General features: G+C 45.2%; 17 protein-coding genes and 2 tRNA genes. 6 read left to right on the top strand and 13 right to left on the bottom strand.

Annotated elements, in window-relative coordinates; all coding sequences use genetic code 11:
- The first annotated feature begins 135 nt into the window (after nucleotides 1-135).
- A complete protein-coding gene (locus tag AB4493_RS02325) occupies nucleotides 136-1080 on the top strand; it encodes an ADP-ribosylglycohydrolase family protein (RefSeq protein WP_372154451.1) in 945 nt (314 codons plus the stop codon).
- Between the two features lie 63 nt (nucleotides 1081-1143).
- Here the strand turns inward: AB4493_RS02325 and AB4493_RS02320 are convergent, their stop codons facing one another.
- On the bottom strand, nucleotides 1144-2025 hold the full coding sequence (locus AB4493_RS02320) for a LysR substrate-binding domain-containing protein (RefSeq protein ID WP_372154450.1): 882 nt from the start codon (nucleotides 2023-2025) through the stop codon (nucleotides 1144-1146).
- A 102-nt stretch (nucleotides 2026-2127) separates the two neighbouring features.
- On the opposite strand from AB4493_RS02320, the gene AB4493_RS02315 reads away from it, so the two are divergent.
- Nucleotides 2128-2739, top strand: coding sequence for a LysE family translocator (locus tag AB4493_RS02315; RefSeq protein ID WP_372154449.1), 612 nt, complete (start codon nucleotides 2128-2130; stop codon nucleotides 2737-2739).
- Between the two features lie 68 nt (nucleotides 2740-2807).
- On the opposite strand, the gene AB4493_RS02310 is transcribed toward AB4493_RS02315, so the two are convergent.
- The 6 genes from AB4493_RS02310 to AB4493_RS02285 form a co-directional block, all read right to left on the bottom strand.
- Nucleotides 2808-3995, bottom strand: coding sequence for a DUF1501 domain-containing protein (locus tag AB4493_RS02310; protein WP_372154448.1), 1188 nt, complete (start codon nucleotides 3993-3995; stop codon nucleotides 2808-2810).
- 8 nt (nucleotides 3996-4003) lie between these two features.
- Nucleotides 4004-5365 carry a DUF1800 family protein gene (locus AB4493_RS02305; RefSeq protein ID WP_017081500.1) on the bottom strand — a complete coding sequence of 454 codons (1362 nt, stop codon included), beginning with the start codon at nucleotides 5363-5365 and terminating at the stop codon, nucleotides 4004-4006.
- Between the two features lie 140 nt (nucleotides 5366-5505).
- Entirely contained in the window at nucleotides 5506-5937 is a 432-nt protein-coding gene (locus AB4493_RS02300) for a GNAT family N-acetyltransferase (RefSeq protein WP_372154447.1), read from the bottom strand.
- A gap of 93 nt (nucleotides 5938-6030) precedes the next feature.
- Complete coding sequence (locus AB4493_RS02295; RefSeq protein ID WP_372154446.1) at nucleotides 6031-6525, bottom strand: GNAT family N-acetyltransferase; 495 nt, start codon at nucleotides 6523-6525, stop codon at nucleotides 6031-6033.
- A 71-nt stretch (nucleotides 6526-6596) separates the two neighbouring features.
- Nucleotides 6597-6935: a zinc ribbon domain-containing protein YjdM gene (locus tag AB4493_RS02290; protein WP_372154445.1), complete on the bottom strand. Its 339-nt coding sequence runs from the start codon at nucleotides 6933-6935 to the stop codon at nucleotides 6597-6599.
- 178 nt (nucleotides 6936-7113) lie between these two features.
- Nucleotides 7114-8277, bottom strand: a complete 1164-nt coding sequence (locus AB4493_RS02285; RefSeq protein ID WP_017058966.1) for a threonine/serine exporter family protein — start codon at nucleotides 8275-8277, stop codon at nucleotides 7114-7116.
- Nucleotides 8278-8800: 523 nt separating this feature from the next.
- Between AB4493_RS02285 and AB4493_RS02280 the strand changes: the two genes are divergently transcribed.
- From AB4493_RS02280 to AB4493_RS02270, 3 genes are all read left to right on the top strand, one after another.
- Nucleotides 8801-8875 (top strand) — tRNA-Gly (locus AB4493_RS02280).
- A gap of 37 nt (nucleotides 8876-8912) precedes the next feature.
- A tRNA-Gly gene (locus tag AB4493_RS02275) sits at nucleotides 8913-8987 on the top strand.
- 324 nt (nucleotides 8988-9311) lie between these two features.
- Entirely contained in the window at nucleotides 9312-9569 is a 258-nt protein-coding gene (locus AB4493_RS02270; RefSeq protein WP_102428568.1) for a hypothetical protein, read from the top strand.
- A 161-nt stretch (nucleotides 9570-9730) separates the two neighbouring features.
- On the opposite strand, the gene AB4493_RS02265 is transcribed toward AB4493_RS02270, so the two are convergent.
- The 6 genes from AB4493_RS02265 to AB4493_RS02240 form a co-directional block, all read right to left on the bottom strand.
- Nucleotides 9731-10216: a hypothetical protein gene (locus tag AB4493_RS02265; RefSeq protein ID WP_372123984.1), complete on the bottom strand. Its 486-nt coding sequence runs from the start codon at nucleotides 10214-10216 to the stop codon at nucleotides 9731-9733.
- A gap of 112 nt (nucleotides 10217-10328) precedes the next feature.
- The gene (locus AB4493_RS02260; RefSeq protein WP_372154444.1) at nucleotides 10329-10901 is read right to left on the bottom strand and encodes a cupredoxin family protein; all 573 of its coding nucleotides are present in this window, start codon (nucleotides 10899-10901) and stop codon (nucleotides 10329-10331) included.
- A 104-nt stretch (nucleotides 10902-11005) separates the two neighbouring features.
- The gene (locus tag AB4493_RS02255) at nucleotides 11006-14149 is read right to left on the bottom strand and encodes an efflux RND transporter permease subunit (RefSeq protein WP_372154443.1); all 3144 of its coding nucleotides are present in this window, start codon (nucleotides 14147-14149) and stop codon (nucleotides 11006-11008) included.
- A complete protein-coding gene (locus tag AB4493_RS02250; RefSeq protein WP_102320739.1) occupies nucleotides 14146-15888 on the bottom strand; it encodes an efflux RND transporter periplasmic adaptor subunit in 1743 nt (580 codons plus the stop codon). The genes AB4493_RS02255 and AB4493_RS02250 overlap by 4 nt, the downstream gene beginning before the upstream one ends.
- 11 nt (nucleotides 15889-15899) lie before the next feature.
- A complete protein-coding gene (locus tag AB4493_RS02245; protein ID WP_004731496.1) occupies nucleotides 15900-17342 on the bottom strand; it encodes a TolC family protein in 1443 nt (480 codons plus the stop codon).
- 99 nt (nucleotides 17343-17441) lie between these two features.
- Nucleotides 17442-17906: a hypothetical protein gene (locus AB4493_RS02240; protein ID WP_004731497.1), complete on the bottom strand. Its 465-nt coding sequence runs from the start codon at nucleotides 17904-17906 to the stop codon at nucleotides 17442-17444.
- 233 nt (nucleotides 17907-18139) lie between these two features.
- On the opposite strand from AB4493_RS02240, the gene AB4493_RS02235 reads away from it, so the two are divergent.
- On the top strand, nucleotides 18140-19893 hold a 1754-nt coding region (locus AB4493_RS02235; RefSeq protein WP_372154442.1), incomplete at its 3' end, for a VCBS domain-containing protein.

The raw sequence follows: 19893 nt of genomic DNA, 5'->3' as shown, positions 1-19893 counted from the left end.
CTGATTGGTTTAACTCATTGACCAATCAGGATTAATTGCTTGAAAACTCTCTACTGAAACACAGCAAACCCATCATTTAGTCACTATACTTGAAGTATCAAATTCCATTGGATCTTCTCAAGGACTTCACTCAGCATGGACAATCATAAAGAAAGAGCTTTTTACGCCGTTGTTGGCGCATTGGTTGGAGACGCTGCTTCAATGGGGCTGCACTGGCTATATGACCAAGAGAGGATCTTGCACGTGGCGGGTTTTGAACCAGAATTTCGCTCACCAAACCAGTTCGATTATCAAGACAAAGGCTACTTCGCCCACCAAGGTAAAACCGCTGGCGACCAATCACAATACGGTGCTCAGTTATTGGCGATGGTCGATAGCCTAGCCGATAATCAACACTACGACGAAGCGAGTTACATTAAGCACTTCCGTTTCTGGTTTGATTTTGGTGGCAGTTGGCAAGGTTACATTGATAAAGCGACTCGTATGAGCTTGCTGAACATCCATCAATTAGAATTGGCAAATGCCCCGATTACAGCCTGTGGCGCGGATGATACACAGCTCCCCGCAGTCTCAAAGATCATTCCTTTAGTGGCGTGTACTTACACCTCTCACACCTTACCGGCAATGGTAGAGAGTGCGGTACGAGTGACCAACAACAACGACAAAGCCGTGGAATGGGCACAAGCCATCACCCTACTGATTCAAGCGGCAATTCAAGGCAACTCGCCACTGCAATCGGTAGAAATGGTGCGACAAACCTGTAGCAAGTTCATACACGATCAAATCGACGAAGCACTGGCTGATCCTGAGCTTTCGATTACAGATGCCGCGAAGAAGTTTGGATTGCATTGCGAATTGAGCGCTGCGTTCCCCTTGCTGATTCGCATCATTGCAGGTGCTCAGAGTTATCAACAAGGCATTCGAGACAATATCTTATGTGGCGGTGACAGCTGCGGGCGTGCGATTGTAATTGGCGCGGTATTAGCGGCGTGTTTCTACGAAGAAGATGGCGAAATTCCAACCGAATGGCTAAAACAAGTCGAACTCAATGGTGGCGTGCTGTCTTTGCCTATTGAGTGATTTCCACAACAACGAACTAGAGCCTGACATAAGACAAGCACACTTCTAGGTCGGATGTCGTTCCTATAAAGTTGGAACACACTGCGATAACTCATTCTTCAGCCAAACAACAAACGGGCTTTCTGGCTCTTCACGGTTGCTATCTTGCGTGAGCAATATGTACTGGTGACCAGAAGGTACGAAGCCAAACGGCGCGATCAAGTTACCTCTTTCAAGATCGTCGGCGACAAGTGGATAAGACCCAAGCGCTATGCCTAACCCATCGACAGCCGCCTGAAAGCAAAAGTAGAAGTGTGCAAATGTTTGGTTCGCTCGAGCTTTTGACCACTCTCCACCATTAACTTTATCTATAGTGATAGCACCCCAATGACTCCAAGCACCTGGCCGTGTACTGCTGTGCAGTAATTTCACATCATCTAAGTTATCTTTTACCTGCTGCCAATAACCCGGGGAACACACAGGGCCTACCCACTCTTCAACTAGTGGTATCTGTTCGTAACGCTCGGTTAATTTAAAGTCATCTCGGCGAATCGCCATATCGAGCCCTGTCGCATTCAAGTTCACAGGCCCACCAGCAGTCGACAATCGAACATCAATTCCGGATTCGTTATAGAAATCACCGAGTCGAGGCATTAACCAACGCATGGTCAATGTGGGTTCGCATGAAACTTCCAACGCTTGATGATTCAGCTGATTAAGCTTATGGACTCCAGTCTCCAAGGCTTGGAACGCTTGCTCTGTGTAACCTTTGAGTAATTCCCCTTCTTTGGTGAGACACACATTCCTGCCCTGTTTGTAAAACAAAACTTGGGATAAGTGATTTTCCAATACCTTGATCTGCTTACTCACCGCGCCATGTGTGATATTGAGTTTATCCGCCGCTTCACTGTAACTACTCGAATGCGCTGCTACGTGGAAAATATGAAATGCTTTCAAATGTCTCATGTGTGATTTTTTCTCACAGATAGGTGGAATTCATTTCGATTATAGGCAGCAATAAAAAACCATACAATGCTGGCTCATCAAATATAAAGAGTTGGAGTCATTATGGAGTGGTTAAGCCTAGCAGTATTGGGACTATTGATTGTTATCAGCCCAGGCGCTGATTTCGTTTTAGTTTTGAAAAACAGTGTCAATCAAGGAAGACAAGCAGGAATTTGGACTGCAGTCGGTGTGAGTTTAGCGATTTGTGTTCACATCAGTTATTCAATGCTTGGGATCAGTTACTTAATCTCACAGAATGAGCAGCTGTTTGACATGATTAGATACGCAGGTGCAACCTACCTTATTTATCTAGGGCTAAAAGGTATCCTGAGCGCAAACAACAAACTTGCACCGATGGAAGATACGAAGCAAAGCACCAGTGTTTGGCGCTATTTAGCCCAGGGCTTTTTGTGTAACGTGCTCAACCCAAAAACCATGTTGTTCTTCTTGAGCATCTTCACTCAAGTCATCTCACCTGATGCAGAGAACCAGCATGTCGCACTCGGCTATGGACTTTATATGATTTTTCTTCACGGCTTGTGGTTTGGGATTGTCGCTATGCTGTTTACTTCGAGTACATTGCAAAAGCATCTATTGAGAGCAAAGAAAAGGCTTAATCAAGCGTGTGGATTTGGCTTAGTGACGTTCGGAGCACTGTTGGCAATTAAATCGTAAACAAGCGAGTCAGAAATAGAATGCGATTCAAACGACTGAATCGCATCTAACAGGGTCTTGGTAAATCTCTAAACAAGATTCATCGGTCTAATATCGGCACTATCAGGGAAGATAATGTTGAGTTTTTTCACTTCTACCGATAAATGTTGGTAGAGCACGCCCTTGATAACCGAGCGCATATCAGTCGTTGGATTAAGGTCTCGGCCCTCATATAGCTGGCTTTGGCTCAAGCCCGGCCAATTGGCAATAACCTTACCCCCCACTCCTTTCAACGATGGCAGCGCACCACCCGCAACAAACATGACGTTGCCGGTGCCATGGTCGGTTCCTTTAGTGCCATTTTCTTTTGCTGTTCGACCAAATTCACTGGCTGCAATGATCACTGTCTTCTGCCAACGATCACCAAGTGAAGCCTTGAGAGCCGCTAACCCAACATCCAAAGTTTTAAGCTGATTACTCAACCGTCCATTTACGTTGCCTTGATTGGCGTGAGTGTCCCACCCACCGAGTTCTAACGCTGCGATGTTTGGTCCGTTATCAGCCGACAATATGTCGCCTGTTTTACCCATCAATGATTTAAACTGTTTGCCGACACCTTGGTCGCCTACCAGTTGATCTATCTTCATGACACTTTCAAAGTTTGAAGACAGCATTTGGTCACTTTGAAACAACTCTTCCAGCAGTTCCGTTTGTTTATCACGTGTTTTTAAGCGGTTTGGGTACCAACTTGCCACGGTCGATTCGCCCTGCATGATGAGTGGTAAGCCCGAATCAATCGCTATTCCATCGTATTTTTCTGAGCTCAACGTGAGTAAACGGTTAATCCACCCTACGGTGTTAAACGGGTCGGAAGTGCCATTCTCCAATATCTTCTGTCCATCAAAATGTGAGCGCTCGCGATAAGCGGTTGAACAAGCGTGTACAAAGCTGAGTTCGTTACTCTCATACCATTGATGGCATTGCTTTAGGGATGGGTGAAGCCCAAAGAAATCATCCAACTTCACTAGCTGTTCAGGTTTTAATCCGATGTTGGGTCTCAAATTAGAGTAATCCGGATCGGCATGCGGCACTACAACATTTAAACCATCCATCGCGCCACGCAGTGATACCCAAATGAAGATATTGTCTGAACCTGTTTTGGCAAAGCTTGGAAATGGCAGCATCGCACTGACGCCAACAGCCGCCGCAATACCCATGAACTGGCGGCGGTTAATACTATGTGGCGCTTTATTCTGAGAACAATCTGACTTTTTCATACCCACTCCTAACGATATTGAAACTGCGGACTTAGCCACAACAGGGAAAGTTGCATTGCAGCGCTGTCGGCTTTGTTCAATACAATTTGGGTGTGTTCATCAATAGCATCGCCATATAAACCCGCGATCACTTTATCCACTACCGCTTTCGGCTTAACTCCTGACGCTTTAGCCGATTTTATTGCAGCAGACGCAAGCCTATTCGCAACTTGCATACGTTGAGTCAACGCCGAAGGGCTATTGTAGTCTCTGTCTTGATCCGACCAGCCTGCAGGTGAACCCGGTTTAAAAGGAGGCTGCCCTAAATTGTTGAGTGCATTGAATGCCTGTTTCTCGTTTAAAGAAATATCGGCACTACGAAGAACGGCAAACAGCCACTCCTTCGGCGGTCTAAAACGATTAGGGTTAGGTTTACTCGCCTCAGCGCTGTTCAATAACAAGCGATAGATAGGCAGTAAATCTCCCTCGCCTTTCAGATATTCAGCAACCATTTGCTCTGAGAGTTCTTTAGATATGTCGCCAATGAAATGCTGGCAAAGCTTATCAACCAAGTGCGCAGCAGTGTCTTTGTGGGTCGCTAAGGTTTTTAAACACGACTCTCCTTGCGAGACCCCGGATTGAGAATAGGACTTTCCAAGCAGTGTGATACTTCCTGGCTCATGCAGATTATTAGCGAATCGAAAACCAGCATCAGGAGATTTGAATTTAATGCCCCAGCCTGAAATGCCTTTTGCTAAAGCAATAACATCTTGCTGAGTATAAGAACCGTCAACGCCAAGAGTGTGGAGTTCTAAGATCTCACGAGCGAGGTTCTCATTGAGCCCCTTATTACGGCGCTTTCCGACTTTTGAATTGGGACCAATCGAGAGTTGATTATCGAGATACAGAAGCATCGCAGGATGTTTAGAAGAAGCCATCAGCATCTCGCCAAAGTTACCATTCCAATGCTGGCGAACCACATCGTTTTCAATGCTGGCGGCCAAGGGCATCAGTTTTCGATTATCGACCGAGATGGCGAAGTGATTGCTCCAAAACTGAATGATGCGCTCTTGAAAACCATAAGGAGTTTCAACACTTTGTAGGTGGCGAGCTTGAGCTTGTTGTCGATACTGCGTTCGAAGAAAAGACTGCGCTTCTTTCTTCGTGGCTTGCATCTGTTGTTCGTCACCCTTGGCCTTCATTCGTTGTACACGATTCTCTCCTACTTTAATCAGAGTAGATTCAGTACTCGGTAAGTCTTGTATAGCTTGGTGAACGAATGGCTTTTTATCCAACTGTTCTACAGGAGAGTAATAGGTTGTTTGACCTAGTTTTGGCCCAAAGCCAAACCTTTGTTCACCCACGATTTTTGAAGTCGGGTAATAATTCATTGCACACTCCCTTACGCTCGATCTTTTCTAAGTGTAATCGCTTAGTCATCAAGCATAGGGAGCTTTACAAGGTTTTACGTTAGATAAGTGTCAGGTGCCTATCAAGTTACAGACACGGTGTGATCATTTTAAATGTATATCTACTTGCGCAACATATACACAAACTGATCGTTTTGCGAGGTGATTTCAAAACCAAATCGGAGATACAACTCCCCAACTCGATTACCTTGCAAATAACACAGCTCTACTGGCTTACTGAGCTTGTCTGCGTGAGCTAAACAATCAGTCAAAACTTGGCTTCCAATACCCTTACCATGATATTCAGGCAGCAAGAAAAATCGGCAAAAGTAGAAGTGGTCACCTTTATCTTGCAGCAACACACTGCCAATCGCTTTGCCCTGATACTCAATGATTTCAGGCCTTTCCTCTGCCCACTCTTCGGCGTGTATGTCTCGTTGAATTTGGTCATCCCAGCCAAAAACAGCCTTGATTGGCTCATATTCAGCCGCCTTTTTTAGCTCGAACAGAAATTCATAATCTGATGACTGAGCAGGTCTTGTTGAATACTTCAAAATACCTCCAACAATAATTGGCTATGGCTTCATTTTCGTTTAAACCGGGACATAGTAACCCCGAACAAACCAAAAGATGCCACGCTTAAATGTTCATTTTGGTTCTAGTTGGTAACGTAAGACTTCGTGTTTATCTTGCTCTGAATAAAAGGTACTCAGGAATTGTCCACCGCACTTCTCAATGACCTTTTGCGAAGCTATATTGCCCCTCTCACACGTAATAATAGCGCTTTCGGACAATACGTACCGTTGAACCCAAGACAACATATGACTTGCGATACCCCGCCCTCTCGCTTGTGGCAAAGTCTCGTAGCCGATATGTCCGATGACACCGTGAATGTACGGACTGGTGCCATGACGAACTCTTATCACTCCAAGAATACGTCCAGACTCGAAACAAAAATAAGTAGAAGCAGGCGTCCACCCTTCTGGCAAACCCCCACCTTTTGAATAAGCAATTCGTCTTTCTAAATAGGCATCACTGCCATCAGAAATGCCCGTGTAAATATCTAACCCATCTTCAACACAGGCGTTCACATAGTGATGAAAGGCAGTTGAATGCGAAAGAGCAGCTTTAACCATGTCCATATGATGTTAATTCTCCGCCGGTTTTACGCTATTTAGTTCAGTAGCAACTCGCAATTTTGACCGATTATCGACTATTGCTTCTTAACGTACTTCGCCGTAACCAACATTTCACCGCCACCATCCAACTTGCAATCTAGCTGGTGATCTTTGCCTTCGTTGATGCGTCGAATCACGGCTTTAGTGCCGATTTTCAGTACGCTAGAACTGCCTTTAATTTTTAGATCTTTAATGAAGGTAACTTTATCGCCACTTTCCAATACAACGCCATTCACGTCCTTAACACGCGCAGCTTCTCTTTCTAAACGTTCTTCTTCCGGATTCCACTCATAGGCACACTCAGGGCAGATTAGGTTGTTTTGGTCTGGGTAGACATATTTAGATTGGCATTGCGGACAAGGAGGTAAGGACATACGTTAATACTTCATTTAAATAGAATTTGTTCCATTTTAATGGCTCTTGTCAGGCTTAGCGAGCATAAATCTAACAAGTTTTACGGAGAGCTAATTGTCTTAAAAAAGAGCAGTACCTAAAACGAACAAACACAGCCGCTAAGCTGTGTTTGTTTAAAGGTTTGAAAAGCGGAACGGCTTAACGTTCGACTTTTGGTGAGTAAATCGAGTAAGCGGTGATTTGCCCTGCCACGATTGCAGAGAACATGAATAACGCCGACAAACCAATACTCGGGATAGGCAGAATCGATTGTTCAAACACCGATTGGCTGGCACTCACTAATACTCGGCTACCCGGAACCAAGATGATGATCCCTTGCACGATATAAATAGAGCCCGTGAGCTCCATCTTTTTAGCAATCCAAGTTCCGTACAAAGTAATAAGAACCGTCGTAACCCAAGTACCGACAACCCAACCACTATCAAAACCTAGATAGAACGGGCCCCACATACCGAGAACCGCTACTGGTAAACCAAGTAAGATGTCTTTAGGTCGCGCATTGAACATCACACCGATAGAAACAGAGATCAGCACCAAGCCAGATATGTGCATCCACATCGGTACCGCATTGGTATAGTCGATGGAGACCGCTTGTCCCCATATCGCTTCACCGATGTTGAGCCCCATGATAATCCCGACAAACAGCTTAATCAGGGTTAAGGCGCTCTGCCCTAGCAAGCTGGTACCAGAAACCAAGTCATTAAACGCCAAACATTCTAATGCGTTAGCTATGGATAACCCGGGGACAAACAAGACAATCGAGGCGATACACAACGCCCACACCGGAATCGGCAACCCTGTGCTCGCCAGAAACGCCACGAAGATACCGGTTAGCAGTGCCGAGATGAACTCAACCGCGATAGCACGACGTGAATGAAGAACTTGCTGACATACCCACACCATCAAACCCAATAACGCAGAAAAGCCCACCGCTTCCAACGTACTGCCCACCAGCATCAAATAAGCAGGCGGAATACCCATATTGGCAAGTGCCGTCACGAATTTAGAGTAACCGACAGGCTCTGGTACAGGCTCACTACTCGGTTGGTTAATACGAATGATCGTATTGGCCAACAAACTCAGATTAATCGACGCAGGCTTTAGACGCTTTAGAATCACAGCGTTGTTATCGTCTGGAAACTGATAATTAATCGCGGTTGGCGTTGCTTGGATCATCACATCCACACCATGCTTTTTAGCATAATATTGTGTATATTTTTCAAGCTTATACGGAGCGCAACCACTGCGGTGAAGAGTATCACCAATTTCAACAATTTTGTTAATTCGGAACTGAGAAGGCATGGGTATTTTAGGGGAGACAAAATGTGCGGCAAATGTACCAAACGACAGACGGAATGACGAGACTTTTGCGTGAATTATCAACTGAACTCGTTACTTTTTTCTGCAAAGGCTTAGAAGTCTCTATAACTCTACTCATTTGGGATTAGTTTACTGAATGTTTTGACCGACTAATAAGTTAAATTTATGCATTCAGATTGTTATTAATGGACGCCAAAACACGATTAAAAATCAGTTTATGTTAACACTCCAAATTCCTTAATTTGTATGGGTTTTATGACAAGCTAACACCAACAAACTGGTTTATAAATCAAACCGAATTTGTCACAGAAATAGCGGGGGATTTTCCATTGTTTCTCGCCCTCCGTTTAACGAGAGTTTAGTCACATTTTATTCACTCTGAAAACGCCGAACATGATTGAAAAACTAGCGGTGTGGTGGTTATGCGAGCACTTAGAATAAAAATGAAAGAAAAAGGTTTCGTTTTCAGTTAGATGTGGCATTATCACTCTCGTTAAGACGATGTGCGTACATCGTATAATGGCTATTACCTCAGCCTTCCAAGCTGATGATGCGGGTTCGATTCCCGCTGTACGCTCCAGTCTCTTAACGCCTCAGTCTGACTCATAAGACAGTGTGCGTGCATCGTATAATGGCTATTACCTCAGCCTTCCAAGCTGATGATGCGGGTTCGATTCCCGCTGCACGCTCCAACTTCTCCTTAAGCTTCATTACGCACTTTCTTCCAGCGACACCCTATTCAAAAATTTTCGCCGTTTGCTAAGTCCATAATCATTAAATCTATACTGACTAAACTTATTTTATTTAAGCTTGGATTGACGAATCAACGCTAAGTGACCAACCAAAGCTATTAACTCCATAAATTGCTTCGTATTTCTGACACCTATCCAAATCACACATTGCAGTTCAGCTTTTAATGATTTTCAAAATTGTTCCAATTTAATAATCTTGGTCAATATCTGCAAAAATCATTGTGGTAATGTGCGCGCATTAGCAACAAACCACAAATAATAAAAATGTTTAAAATCAATGAGTTAACAATTAACATCGAAGCAATTAATGTCGCGTTAGCAAAAGTTGAAAATGCCAATAAAATTCAGCTAGATACATTGAAAGGTTATGTGAACAGCGAGCCTGAACAGGCTGTACTGGCTTTTCGATCGCTGAATGAAGCAGAGTCAATCGACGACAAGTTTAAAAAGATCATGGCAGAGCTACCGCACCTAAGCGGCGAAGCACACCACCTGCTTGAAACTTCTATCTTGCTACAGTGATTCTAACTACAGATAAGCCTCAGCCAATACAAGTTAGTTCATGTATTCCTGAACAGGTTGAGACTTATCTTTAACTGGTCATAATGTTTAACCAATGACTTAGCGGTCACACAAGGCTGTGCTGATAGGTTGAAATGAATTGGTGATGTAAGGCCCTCGCATTACTCCCAGAAGTTCCACCACTTTTTGCTGTTTTCTTCACGCTGCTGTTGGCCTTTCTCTGACCCTTTTCCTTCTTCTTTACGCTCTTGTTCCGCTTTCTTGTCTTTCTGCTTTTCTAATCCCGACTTTTCTTCGTCATTATCTATATCATCTTCAAGCTTTTCTTTCTTATCTTTGAGCTTCTCTTTACTCTCTTCGAGGGCTTCTTTCTCGTCTTCCAAATCGTCGAGTTCTTTATCTAGTTTCTGCTTATCTTTTTTGTTCTTACTTTTTTTCGCTTTCTTATTTTTCTCTTCGATCATTGAATCAAGCTGCTTCTCACGATCATCAATTTCGCCTTCAACTTTTTTAGCCTCAGCGAGCGTTTTCACTTCTTCTAAATCGGGCTTACCTTTACCAGCCCACTCAGGTTTAGCAGCAACGCTGTGGGTCGACCACGTTATTAAAGCACCCGTTACTGCAAGTACTAGAACTGTCTTATTCATCCTTAAACTCCTATTCCTATAGTCTTTTAAAGCTAATACCTAACTAGCACTAAAACAAGGTAGCCATACCTAGCATTCATCCCTTTGAACTAGATATGGCTTGTGTATCATCTTATAGCGTTAACGACTTCACCATACCTGCTTCAGCGTGACCAGGAATATTACACGCGAGCTCTACGTTATTATCACCATGGAAATGCCACAGCAATTGCTTCGCTTTGCCCGGCTTAACTGTAACTGTGCTGCCCGAATCATGTGCGTGATTACCCATGTTTTTCATCATTTCACGATGCTCTAGTTGCTCTGCGGCAGAACCAATTGAGAATTCGTGATCGATCTTGCCTGTGTTCATCACAACGAACTGCACCACATCGTTCGGCTCAATTTCGACCTTGTTCTTAAAGGTAATTTTCATATCGTCACTTAGTAAAACATGAACCACTTTATCCGGTTTTGCACCCGTCGCAGGCATGCCTACTTCAGACATACCGTCCATGTTCATCATCATTGAATGATCCATCTTTCCACCTTTCATCATGCTGTGACTCATCTTCGAGTGGTCCATTTCTCCGCTCTTCATCATCGAGTGATCCATATTTGAATGGCCACCAGCTGAATGATCCATTGCAGCAAATGCTGTTGAAGCGGTGATTGTTAAAGCGATAGTAATTAGTGTCTTTTTCATGGTCGTTCCTTAAATATATTCTGTTTGTTTTGTTGGTTTCACATGTTCATGTAATGCGCCCTTACCTCTCTGTTTTTGGTAAGTAAGGGCTAATAGTCAATACGTTATTTGTTTGTCTCGTTTTGGCTATGCGTAATCTCACGCTGTTTCCAGAGCTTAAAGATTGCAGGCAACACCAGTAGGGTAAGCAATAGTGCAGACGCCATTCCGCCTATCATTGGCGCGGCAATTCGCTGCATCACTTCAGAGCCCGTTCCCTCACCATACATAATTGGAATGAGTCCAATGATCACGGTAAGTACCGTCATCATCACAGGACGAACACGCAGTCCTGCGCCCTCACGAATCGCATCCGTTAAGTCTTCACTCTGAAGTGCTTGCTGGTTCTGCTCCGCATCCAATTTTTTGTAGTGCCATGCTTGGTTTAGGTAGACCAACATGATCACACCTATCTCAACAGCAACCCCGGCAAGGGCGATAAAGCCCACACCCACCGCAATGGAGAAGTTGTAATTGAGGACATGCATCAGCCATAGGCCACCAACCATTGCGAGTGGCAATGTCAGCATGATCATCATCACCTCACCGACACGGCGGAAGCTGAGGTAGAGCAACAACATGATGATGGCGATTGTGATTGGCACAACGACACTCAAACGCTCCTTCGCACGCTCCATGTATTCGTATTGACCAGACCACGCCAATGAATAACCCGCAGGTAAGACGATTTGATCTGTAACGATTTTTTGCGCCTCTGCCACATAAGAACCAAGGTCGCGACCTTCGATGTCAACGAACACCCAACCATTAGGACGCGCGTTCTCCGTCTTAATCATTGGTGGCCCATCTTCATAGCGAATGTCTGCAACATCAGACAAAGCAATTCGCGCTCCATTTGGTGTCACTAACGGCAGGTTCTGCAACTTAACGACAGAATCACGATAGCTTTGTGGGTAACGGACATTGATTGGATAACGCTCTAGCCCCTCAACGGTTTCACCCACGTTCATGCCACCAACCGCAGTCGAGATAACCTGTTGCACTTCTTTAATGCTCAAGCCATATCGCGCAGCCGAGCGACGTTTAATGTCTATCGTGACGTAACGACCGCCCGCAACACGCTCGGCGTAGACAGAAGCCGTACCACTCACGCTGTTGAGGATGGGTTCAAGTTGCGAACCAATCTCTTCAATCACACTCAGCTCAGGGCCAGCGATTTTGATGCCAATTGGGGTTTTGATACCTGTCGCCAACATGTCGATACGCGTTTTGATTGGCATGACCCAAGCGTTGGTCAAACCGGGGAATTGAATCAGATCATCAAACTCTTTACGCAGAGACTCCGTAGTGACACCGTCACGCCACTGTTCTCGCGGTTTAAGCTGAATAACCGTTTCAATCATAGTCAGTGGCGCAGGATCGGTTGCTGTCTCTGCTCGGCCAATTTTGCCCCAAGTGGTTTCGACTTCTGGAATGGTTTTGATGAGCTTGTTGGTTTGTTGCAACAACTCACGAGCCTTACCTATTGAGATACCCGGATACGTGGTTGGCATGTACATCAAATCCCCTTCGTCCAAAGGAGGGATGAACTCGCTGCCAAGCTTACTCGTTGGGTAATAAGCAGACGCCATTAAGCCAAGTGCAATAACAATCATCACCTTTGGATATTTTAGGCTGAGGTTCAGAAGCGGTTTGTACATCGCCACTAGGCTGCGGTTGACTGGGTTTTTGTGTTCAGGTAGCACGTTGCCGCGAATGAAGTAACCCATTAGCACAGGCACAAGCGTGATAGCCAAACCCGCCGCTGCCGCCATCGCATACGTCTTGGTAAACGCAAGTGGCGAGAACATCTTGCCCTCTTGCCCTTCTAGCGCGAACACAGGCACAAAACTCAAGGTAATGATAATCAGAGAGAAGAACAGCGGCGCGCCAACTTCTTCTGCTGCCTTACCAATCACTTGCCAACGGTTTTTGTCAGTGAGCGGAGTCCGTTCAATGTGTTTATGAACGTTCTCAATCATCACTATGGCACCATCCACCATGGCGCCAATCGCAATCGCGATCCCGCCAAGAGACATAATGTTGGCGTTAATACCCTGCCAATGCATAACGATGAATGCGCCTAAGATACCGACAGGCAGACTTAGCGCGATAACCAGTGATGATCGGATATGGAACAAGAACAGCGCACACACGACGGCGACCACGATGAACTCTTCAGCCAGCTTCTTCCAAAGGTTTTCAACGGCTGAATCAATCAAAGTAGAACGGTCATAAGTTGCGACAATCTCGACACCATCAGGTAAGCCAGCTTGCAGTTCAGCGAGCTTGGATTTCACCGAGTCGATCACTTCACTGGCATTTTCACCAAAGCGCATCACAATAACGCCGCCAACCGCTTCACCCTCACCATTGAGTTCAGAGATACCGCGACGCATTTGCGGGCCAAGATTAATGTCAGCAATGTCACCTAATAGCAGCGGTGTGCCTTTGTCGGTCACTTTTAGCGGCAGAGATTGAATATCTTCGATGCTTGTCAGGTAACCGGTCGTACGAACCATGTGCTCGGCTTCGGCAATCTCAACAACAGACGCACCGGTTTCTTGGTTACCATCTTGGATTGCCTTGTTGACTTGCTGAAGCGTTAGGTCGTAAGCACGTAACTTGGCAGGATCAATCTGTACTTGATACTGCTTCACCATGCCGCCAACGGTCGCCACTTCAGACACGCCTTCTACGGTTTGCAATTCATACTTCAAGAACCAATCTTGCAAACTACGAAGTTCCGCTAAGTCGTGCTGACCGGTTTTATCTTGCAACACGTAGCTGTAAACCCAGCCCACACCAGTTGCATCTGGCCCTAGTGTTGGCTTAGCACTCGATGGCAAGTTAGGTGCAACTTGGCTTAAGTACTCCAACACTCGTGAACGCGCCCAGTACATATCGGTATCGTCATTGAAGATGATATAGACATAGGAATCACCAAAGAACGAGTAACCACGAACCGTTTCAGCACCCGGTACGGCTAACATGGCGGTGGTCAATGGATAAGTCACCTGATCCTCGACCACTTGTGGCGCTTGCCCCGGATAACTGGTTTTGATAATTACCTGAACATCTGATAAATCTGGAATGGCATCGACCGGTGTATTTTTAACGCTGTATAAACCGCCAAATACGATGGCGACAGTGGCAACCAGCACTAAGAAACGGTTGCTAATAGACCAGCGAATAATTGCATTGATCATAGTTCGCCCTCACCCGTGCTATTCGTCGGTTCGAGAGATTTGAGCACATAATCAGAACCTTGCTTCGCCACTAGAAACCGAATGGTTTGACCCTCGGCAAACTCAGATAAATCAAGGTCATCACTGGCTTGGAAATTCATTTCACCCGCTTTCCAATTCCACTCAGGGACTGGCTGATGTTTTACAGTGATCATGCCAAAATCTGCCATCAACATGGTGATGTCACCCGTTACCCAAACTTCGCCGGCGATCTTGTGTTTGTTGACCTTGTAATCAACAACCTCGTACTGCCCTGACTCTGTCTTTCTCATCTCAAAATCAATCGCCTTACCACGTTTCACGTCACTCATGTCTAAGCCTTCCGCAAAGGTGAAATTCATCACCATGCCCGGCCAATCCCATTCAGGAACAGGCTGATGGTTAATCGTCACCATGCGACTGCCTTGCATAACATCGGAAATTTCGCCATTTGCCCACACGGTTTCAGCTTCTTCCTCAACACCATTGATGCGTGACAGATCAGCAGATTGGCTCGATTCAGAATCCAACATGAAATGCGCAGAAGTGACAATGTTTTCGCCTTGATCTAGCCCTTGAAGCACCTCTATTTTTTCGCCAGCTTCACGACCAACCTCAATACGAGCAGAGCGATACTTGCCAGAACCTTCTGACATCACCACTCGAGTCATACCACCGGAGTGAATCACCGAAGATCTTGGGATAGTAAGAACGGCTTCATCACTGATGGGTTTCAGCGCAATATTGGCAAACATATTTGGCTTAAGCTCGCCATTTGGATTGGAGAACTTTAAACGAACGCGCAAGGTTCGCGTTTTTGGGTCAAGGATTGGGTAAACGTAATCGACATTACCCAACCACTCTTTGCCAGGAATGGCATCTAGCGTCATCACCGCATTGCTGCCTGACGAGATCCAGTGCGCTTGGCGCTCAAACACCTCAGCATCAACCCATACTTCGCCTAATGGACCCGCACTGATCACCGCTTGTGCAGGTGAAAGGTAACCACCTTCTCGGATATTCAAACTTGCTATAACACCATCGGCTGGTGCTTTAATTTCAATGGTTTGCGAAGCTTTGCCTTGTCGTGTAATAGCGCGGATTTGCGTCTTATCAACACCCAAGGTAATCAAGCGTTCAGTCGAGCCCTTGATCAAACCTTTACGACCCGTTTTATAAGCACTGATCAACTCTTCTTGTGCTTTAACAAGCTCTGGAGAATAGAGTGTGAAAAGCACATCACCTTTGTTTACCTTCTCACCCACTGCGTTGATGTAGAGCTTCTCAACCCAACCAGCTGCTCTTACGTTGGTTTGCCACAATGTACTTTCATCGAACGCCACATAACCCACGGTTTCAATCCGAGGAGACAGCGCTTCGAACTTAACTTTCGCTGTTTTGACACCCAGATTATTTTCTACGGAAGAATCAATAAACACGGTTCCGGGCTTATCTTTGGCTCCGCCGTTCACATCGTCTGCATACACAGGGATAAGGTCCATCCCCATTGGCGATTGACCTGGCTTATCACGCTGATAATTTGGATCCATCGGAGCCACCCAATACAGAGGTTCATCCTTGGTTTGTTTACTTACTTCGGCGCCTGTACTCGTTGCCATTGCTGACATGTTATGTGCTGACCCAACGACAAAGTGATTCACACCAAAACCCAATGCACCACCGACCAATAAAGCGATTGTTGCTACTTTTACTGAACTCATTGTCTATTCCCTTATTGATTGGCTGTGTGTTTAGTTGCGCTTGAATTGAGTTGTGGTTGGTTTACTTGGTATTCAAAGCCACTGACTAACGCAGCCAGTTTGCTGTTAACGATGTTGAGATCGGTGATCAAACGTTGTTGCTCTAACTTAAGCGCCAGCTCATCGGTCGTTGCTAAAATGACATCGTTAAACTGAGCGGTATTGTTTTGATAGCCCCTTTCAACCGCGCTGATTCGTGCTGCGGTTTGAGGAAGCAAGGACGTTTGATAGCGATCTAATCGCTGGATCAGATTTGATCTGTCCACCAGCAATGCATTCACTTGCGCGTTCATTTGGGAAAGTAAGGTGTCTTTTTGAGATTTAGCCGCACCAACTTGATACTGAGCAGCCGATAAGTTCTTATCTTGTCGATTCCCCGTAAACAGCGGGATGTCGACAGTCAGATAGGCACTCACCAGATCAGAAGCAGGTTCACCTGCCATGTTATTGGCTTGACGGTGTGCATACATCACTTCCACCCCAAACTGCGGGGTATAAGCTTGCTCGGCCAACTCAACCTGAGTCTGATTCGAGGAAATACTGACATCGGAGATCTTAACCAAAGGATGGTCAGTCAGTAACTGGTAGTGCTTGGTTGAATCAATATTGGTCGCTAATTTGCTTTCCAAAAAAGACCAATCGATTTGGTTAGTTGCATTCAGTGTGCCCTGAGAATCAAGAACCTGAGAGCCTAGCCAATCAGAACCCAACCATTCAGAAAGCTGAGAGATTAAGCGGCGCTGAACTTGCTGGTTTGCCTGAAGTTTCTCATCAAGCTTGCTCACTTGAAGCTGAGCATTAAGCAGATCTTGCGCTTCACTTTTACCAATCGAGTAATTGGTTTGTACATAGTTTTCAAGCTCAACCAACAAGCGACGATTTTGAAGAATCACCGACTCAGCTTTTTGTTGATAACCTAACTCAAGCCAAAGCTGCGTCATGCTATTCGCAACCGTCAATTCTCTTGCTTGCACCTGCAAAGCTAAAGCATCTGCCTGTTGGCCTGCCTTTTTCTGTTGGAGGTTAAGCGTATCGCCACGCTCAAACTGCTGCATCAGCCCTACCGATATATTAGTCATCGGGTCTTCGTCGAATTGAAAGCTATCGACAGGCAAACCGCCAAATCCAACTTTCAATTTCGGGTCCATTAAGGTCGCGCTGGCAATGCCCGTTTCTCGCATCGCTTGAGACTGAGCAAAGTACTGTTTGCGATTTCCATCTTCGCTTAAAGCAATCTCAATCAGTGTATTGAGTTGCTGCGTTGAGCTTGCTTGGTCATGTGCTGAAATGTGTTGAGCATTTGAAGCTGACGCCGTGGTAGCCGCGAGCGTAGCACTTGAAAACAAGGCCATAGGCAAGGCAGCAGCAACCACTAAGCTCGTGTTCATGACAAACACAGAGGTTGTTGGTTTCATATTCACAATGAATGTCCATATCTAGCGCTAATTAGCGCATAAAAAAGAATGGCTTATCAGGTTTATCTAACTGATAGAGCTGTATTTTTAGATATAGATTTATGCGGAAGGTGGGCGTAGCAAAGATTGAGCGCGTGCGACTTTCTGGCCAATCGTGACCGATTGAAAACGAGCTAATGAAAAGGAAAGTTGATCAACGGCTTGAACAGTCTGGATTGGATAGGGACTTGCAGAACACATTGAGGCACAGCAATCGGCACTCGAACAATGGTTACCCATCATCGGACTGCCGTCTTCGCTCATTGAAGACATATCGAATTGAGCCATCAAAGCATGGGCACTCATGTTAGAGTCTTCAGCGTGTACTTCTTCACTCATCACATGACACCCTGCCATTGAATCATTAACCGAAGTATCGCTGTGGTAACAAGCCGACTTGCTCGACCCCATTTCCATCATCATTACTTCAGTCATCAAGGCTGAGGAGCTTGAGGCATAGCTAGACATCAACATCGCAATGATGCTGAAAACAATAATCCAAGTTTTTCGGAATGTGTTTGTCATAGTTTACCTTTGAATTTACATCGCAACTATAAACGTTCCCCTTAGGGTAAGGTCAATGCCATTGTGCCGATATTTACCTGACCGTTGAAAAAGTATTCATCCTCTCTTTCATCAAAATGAGATAATTCTTCGACTTTGCAGTTTTTTCTTTAAAAATTATCCAATTAGCTAGCGAAACCTCTATCTGTGTATTTTACTTAAGATAGTGCAACCACGATTCACGGATGATAAAAATGGCTAACAAAAAAAACGTCGAAGCAAACAAGAAAAATACAGAAATCAAAAATAAGAAAAGTAACAAGCTAGAACAAAAGAAACCAACACAAAAAAAGAAGCGCAGACTGCATTCACATCTAAAAGTGAATATCCCACTTTTTCAGTCACTCATGATGATTTTACCATCATTGGCTAAACACGCTGCTGCAGAAAGTATAGACAATTCCAGCGACGCTGCAGATCAAGTAACCGCAAATAACGTGACCGAAAAAGATGTCACCGATGACCATAGCAAGGCGGACTCATCAGCGGTTGCTCTCCAAGAAGCTCAGACGAGTGACAGCGACGTAAACTCAACCTTAAGTGCAAGTCATGCCGCCCATGGTTCGAGCTCTCACTTGGTTCCTTCTCATCATTTATCGACGTTTTCTCACCCGCAAGTCCATTACATTCCTTCAGTATCGATGCCTACTATCTCCTCAGGGAGTAACGGTCAGCCGACTCATTCGAATGCGCCTACGACGCCCGCTTTACCCGTCACCTTTATGCCAGAAGTCATAAAAGGTACGTACGGAGAGCTTCATGTTGATGCAAATGGTCAATACACATTCGTATTGAATCCAAATTCTCCTCAATACATCCTGTTAAACCAGCACCAACCAGGTACTGATCATTTTGCGTTACATCTATCTAATGGCTCGAGCATCATTGTTCAGATACCGGTAACAGGTAAGCAAGACACGCCAAATATTTCTGGAGACTTAACAGGTGTGGTAACAGAAGATCACAATATTGATTCACAAGGCTTGTTACATGCGACCGGCAAAATCGATGTCATAGACCCTGACCAAAATGAAAGTTCGGTTACGCCGGAAGTAATCTCAGGTAAATATGGCTCATTAACTATCGATGCTGATGGACATTGGCAGTATCAAGTTGATAACTCGCTCTCTAATGTTCAAGCTTTAACCGCAGCCACTTCACTGCATGAAAGTTTCACAATTCACACCAAAGATGGCACACCGCAAACGATCGATATGACGATTGGCGGAAACGACGACAATGCCGTAATTACGGGTGTGGATGCTGGCACGTTAACTGAAGATTTAACGACACAAGTTCAAGGGCAGCTTTCGGTAACGGACTCTGATCTTGGAGAGGACCACTTTCAAGCCTCACAAGTGACTAGTAATTTCGGTACGCTAAGCATCACCAAAGACGGTGCGTGGACATACAGTTTAGACAACAATAACCCAGTAGTTCAAAGACTTGGCCAAGGTTCAACTGCGACAGACATCATCACTGTTCACTCAGCTGATGGCACAGCGCATCAAATCACTATTACCGTTAATGGCACTAATGATACTGCTGTGATTGCAGGCACCAATACCGGTGCGGTAACTGAAGAGTCTCAACTTCAAACAACGGGCTCATTAACTATTAGCGACACCGATACCAATGAAGCGCACTTCTCGAATACAGACATTGTTGGTTCATTAGGCACCCTACATCTTAAAGATAACGGTGATTGGACCTATGATTTAGACAATCAAAATCCGACCGTGCAAGCATTAGCGCAAGGCAAAACGGCAACCGACACCATCACCGTTCACTCTGCCGATGGCACGCCACATCAAGTTACTATTACTGTAAATGGTACTAATGATAAAGCTACTGTCAGCAGTGCAACCGTTGCTATCGATGAAACCGACAAAGCGGTAACAACCTCAGGCACCCTAACCAGTACCGACATAGATAACCCAGACAATGC

This window comes from Vibrio sp. 10N.222.55.A1 (assembly GCF_041473835.1).
Taxonomy (GTDB): domain Bacteria; phylum Pseudomonadota; class Gammaproteobacteria; order Enterobacterales; family Vibrionaceae; genus Vibrio; species Vibrio crassostreae_C.
The sequence above is the reverse complement of the archived record's forward strand: the minus strand, read 5'-3'. Positions and strand labels throughout refer to the sequence as shown.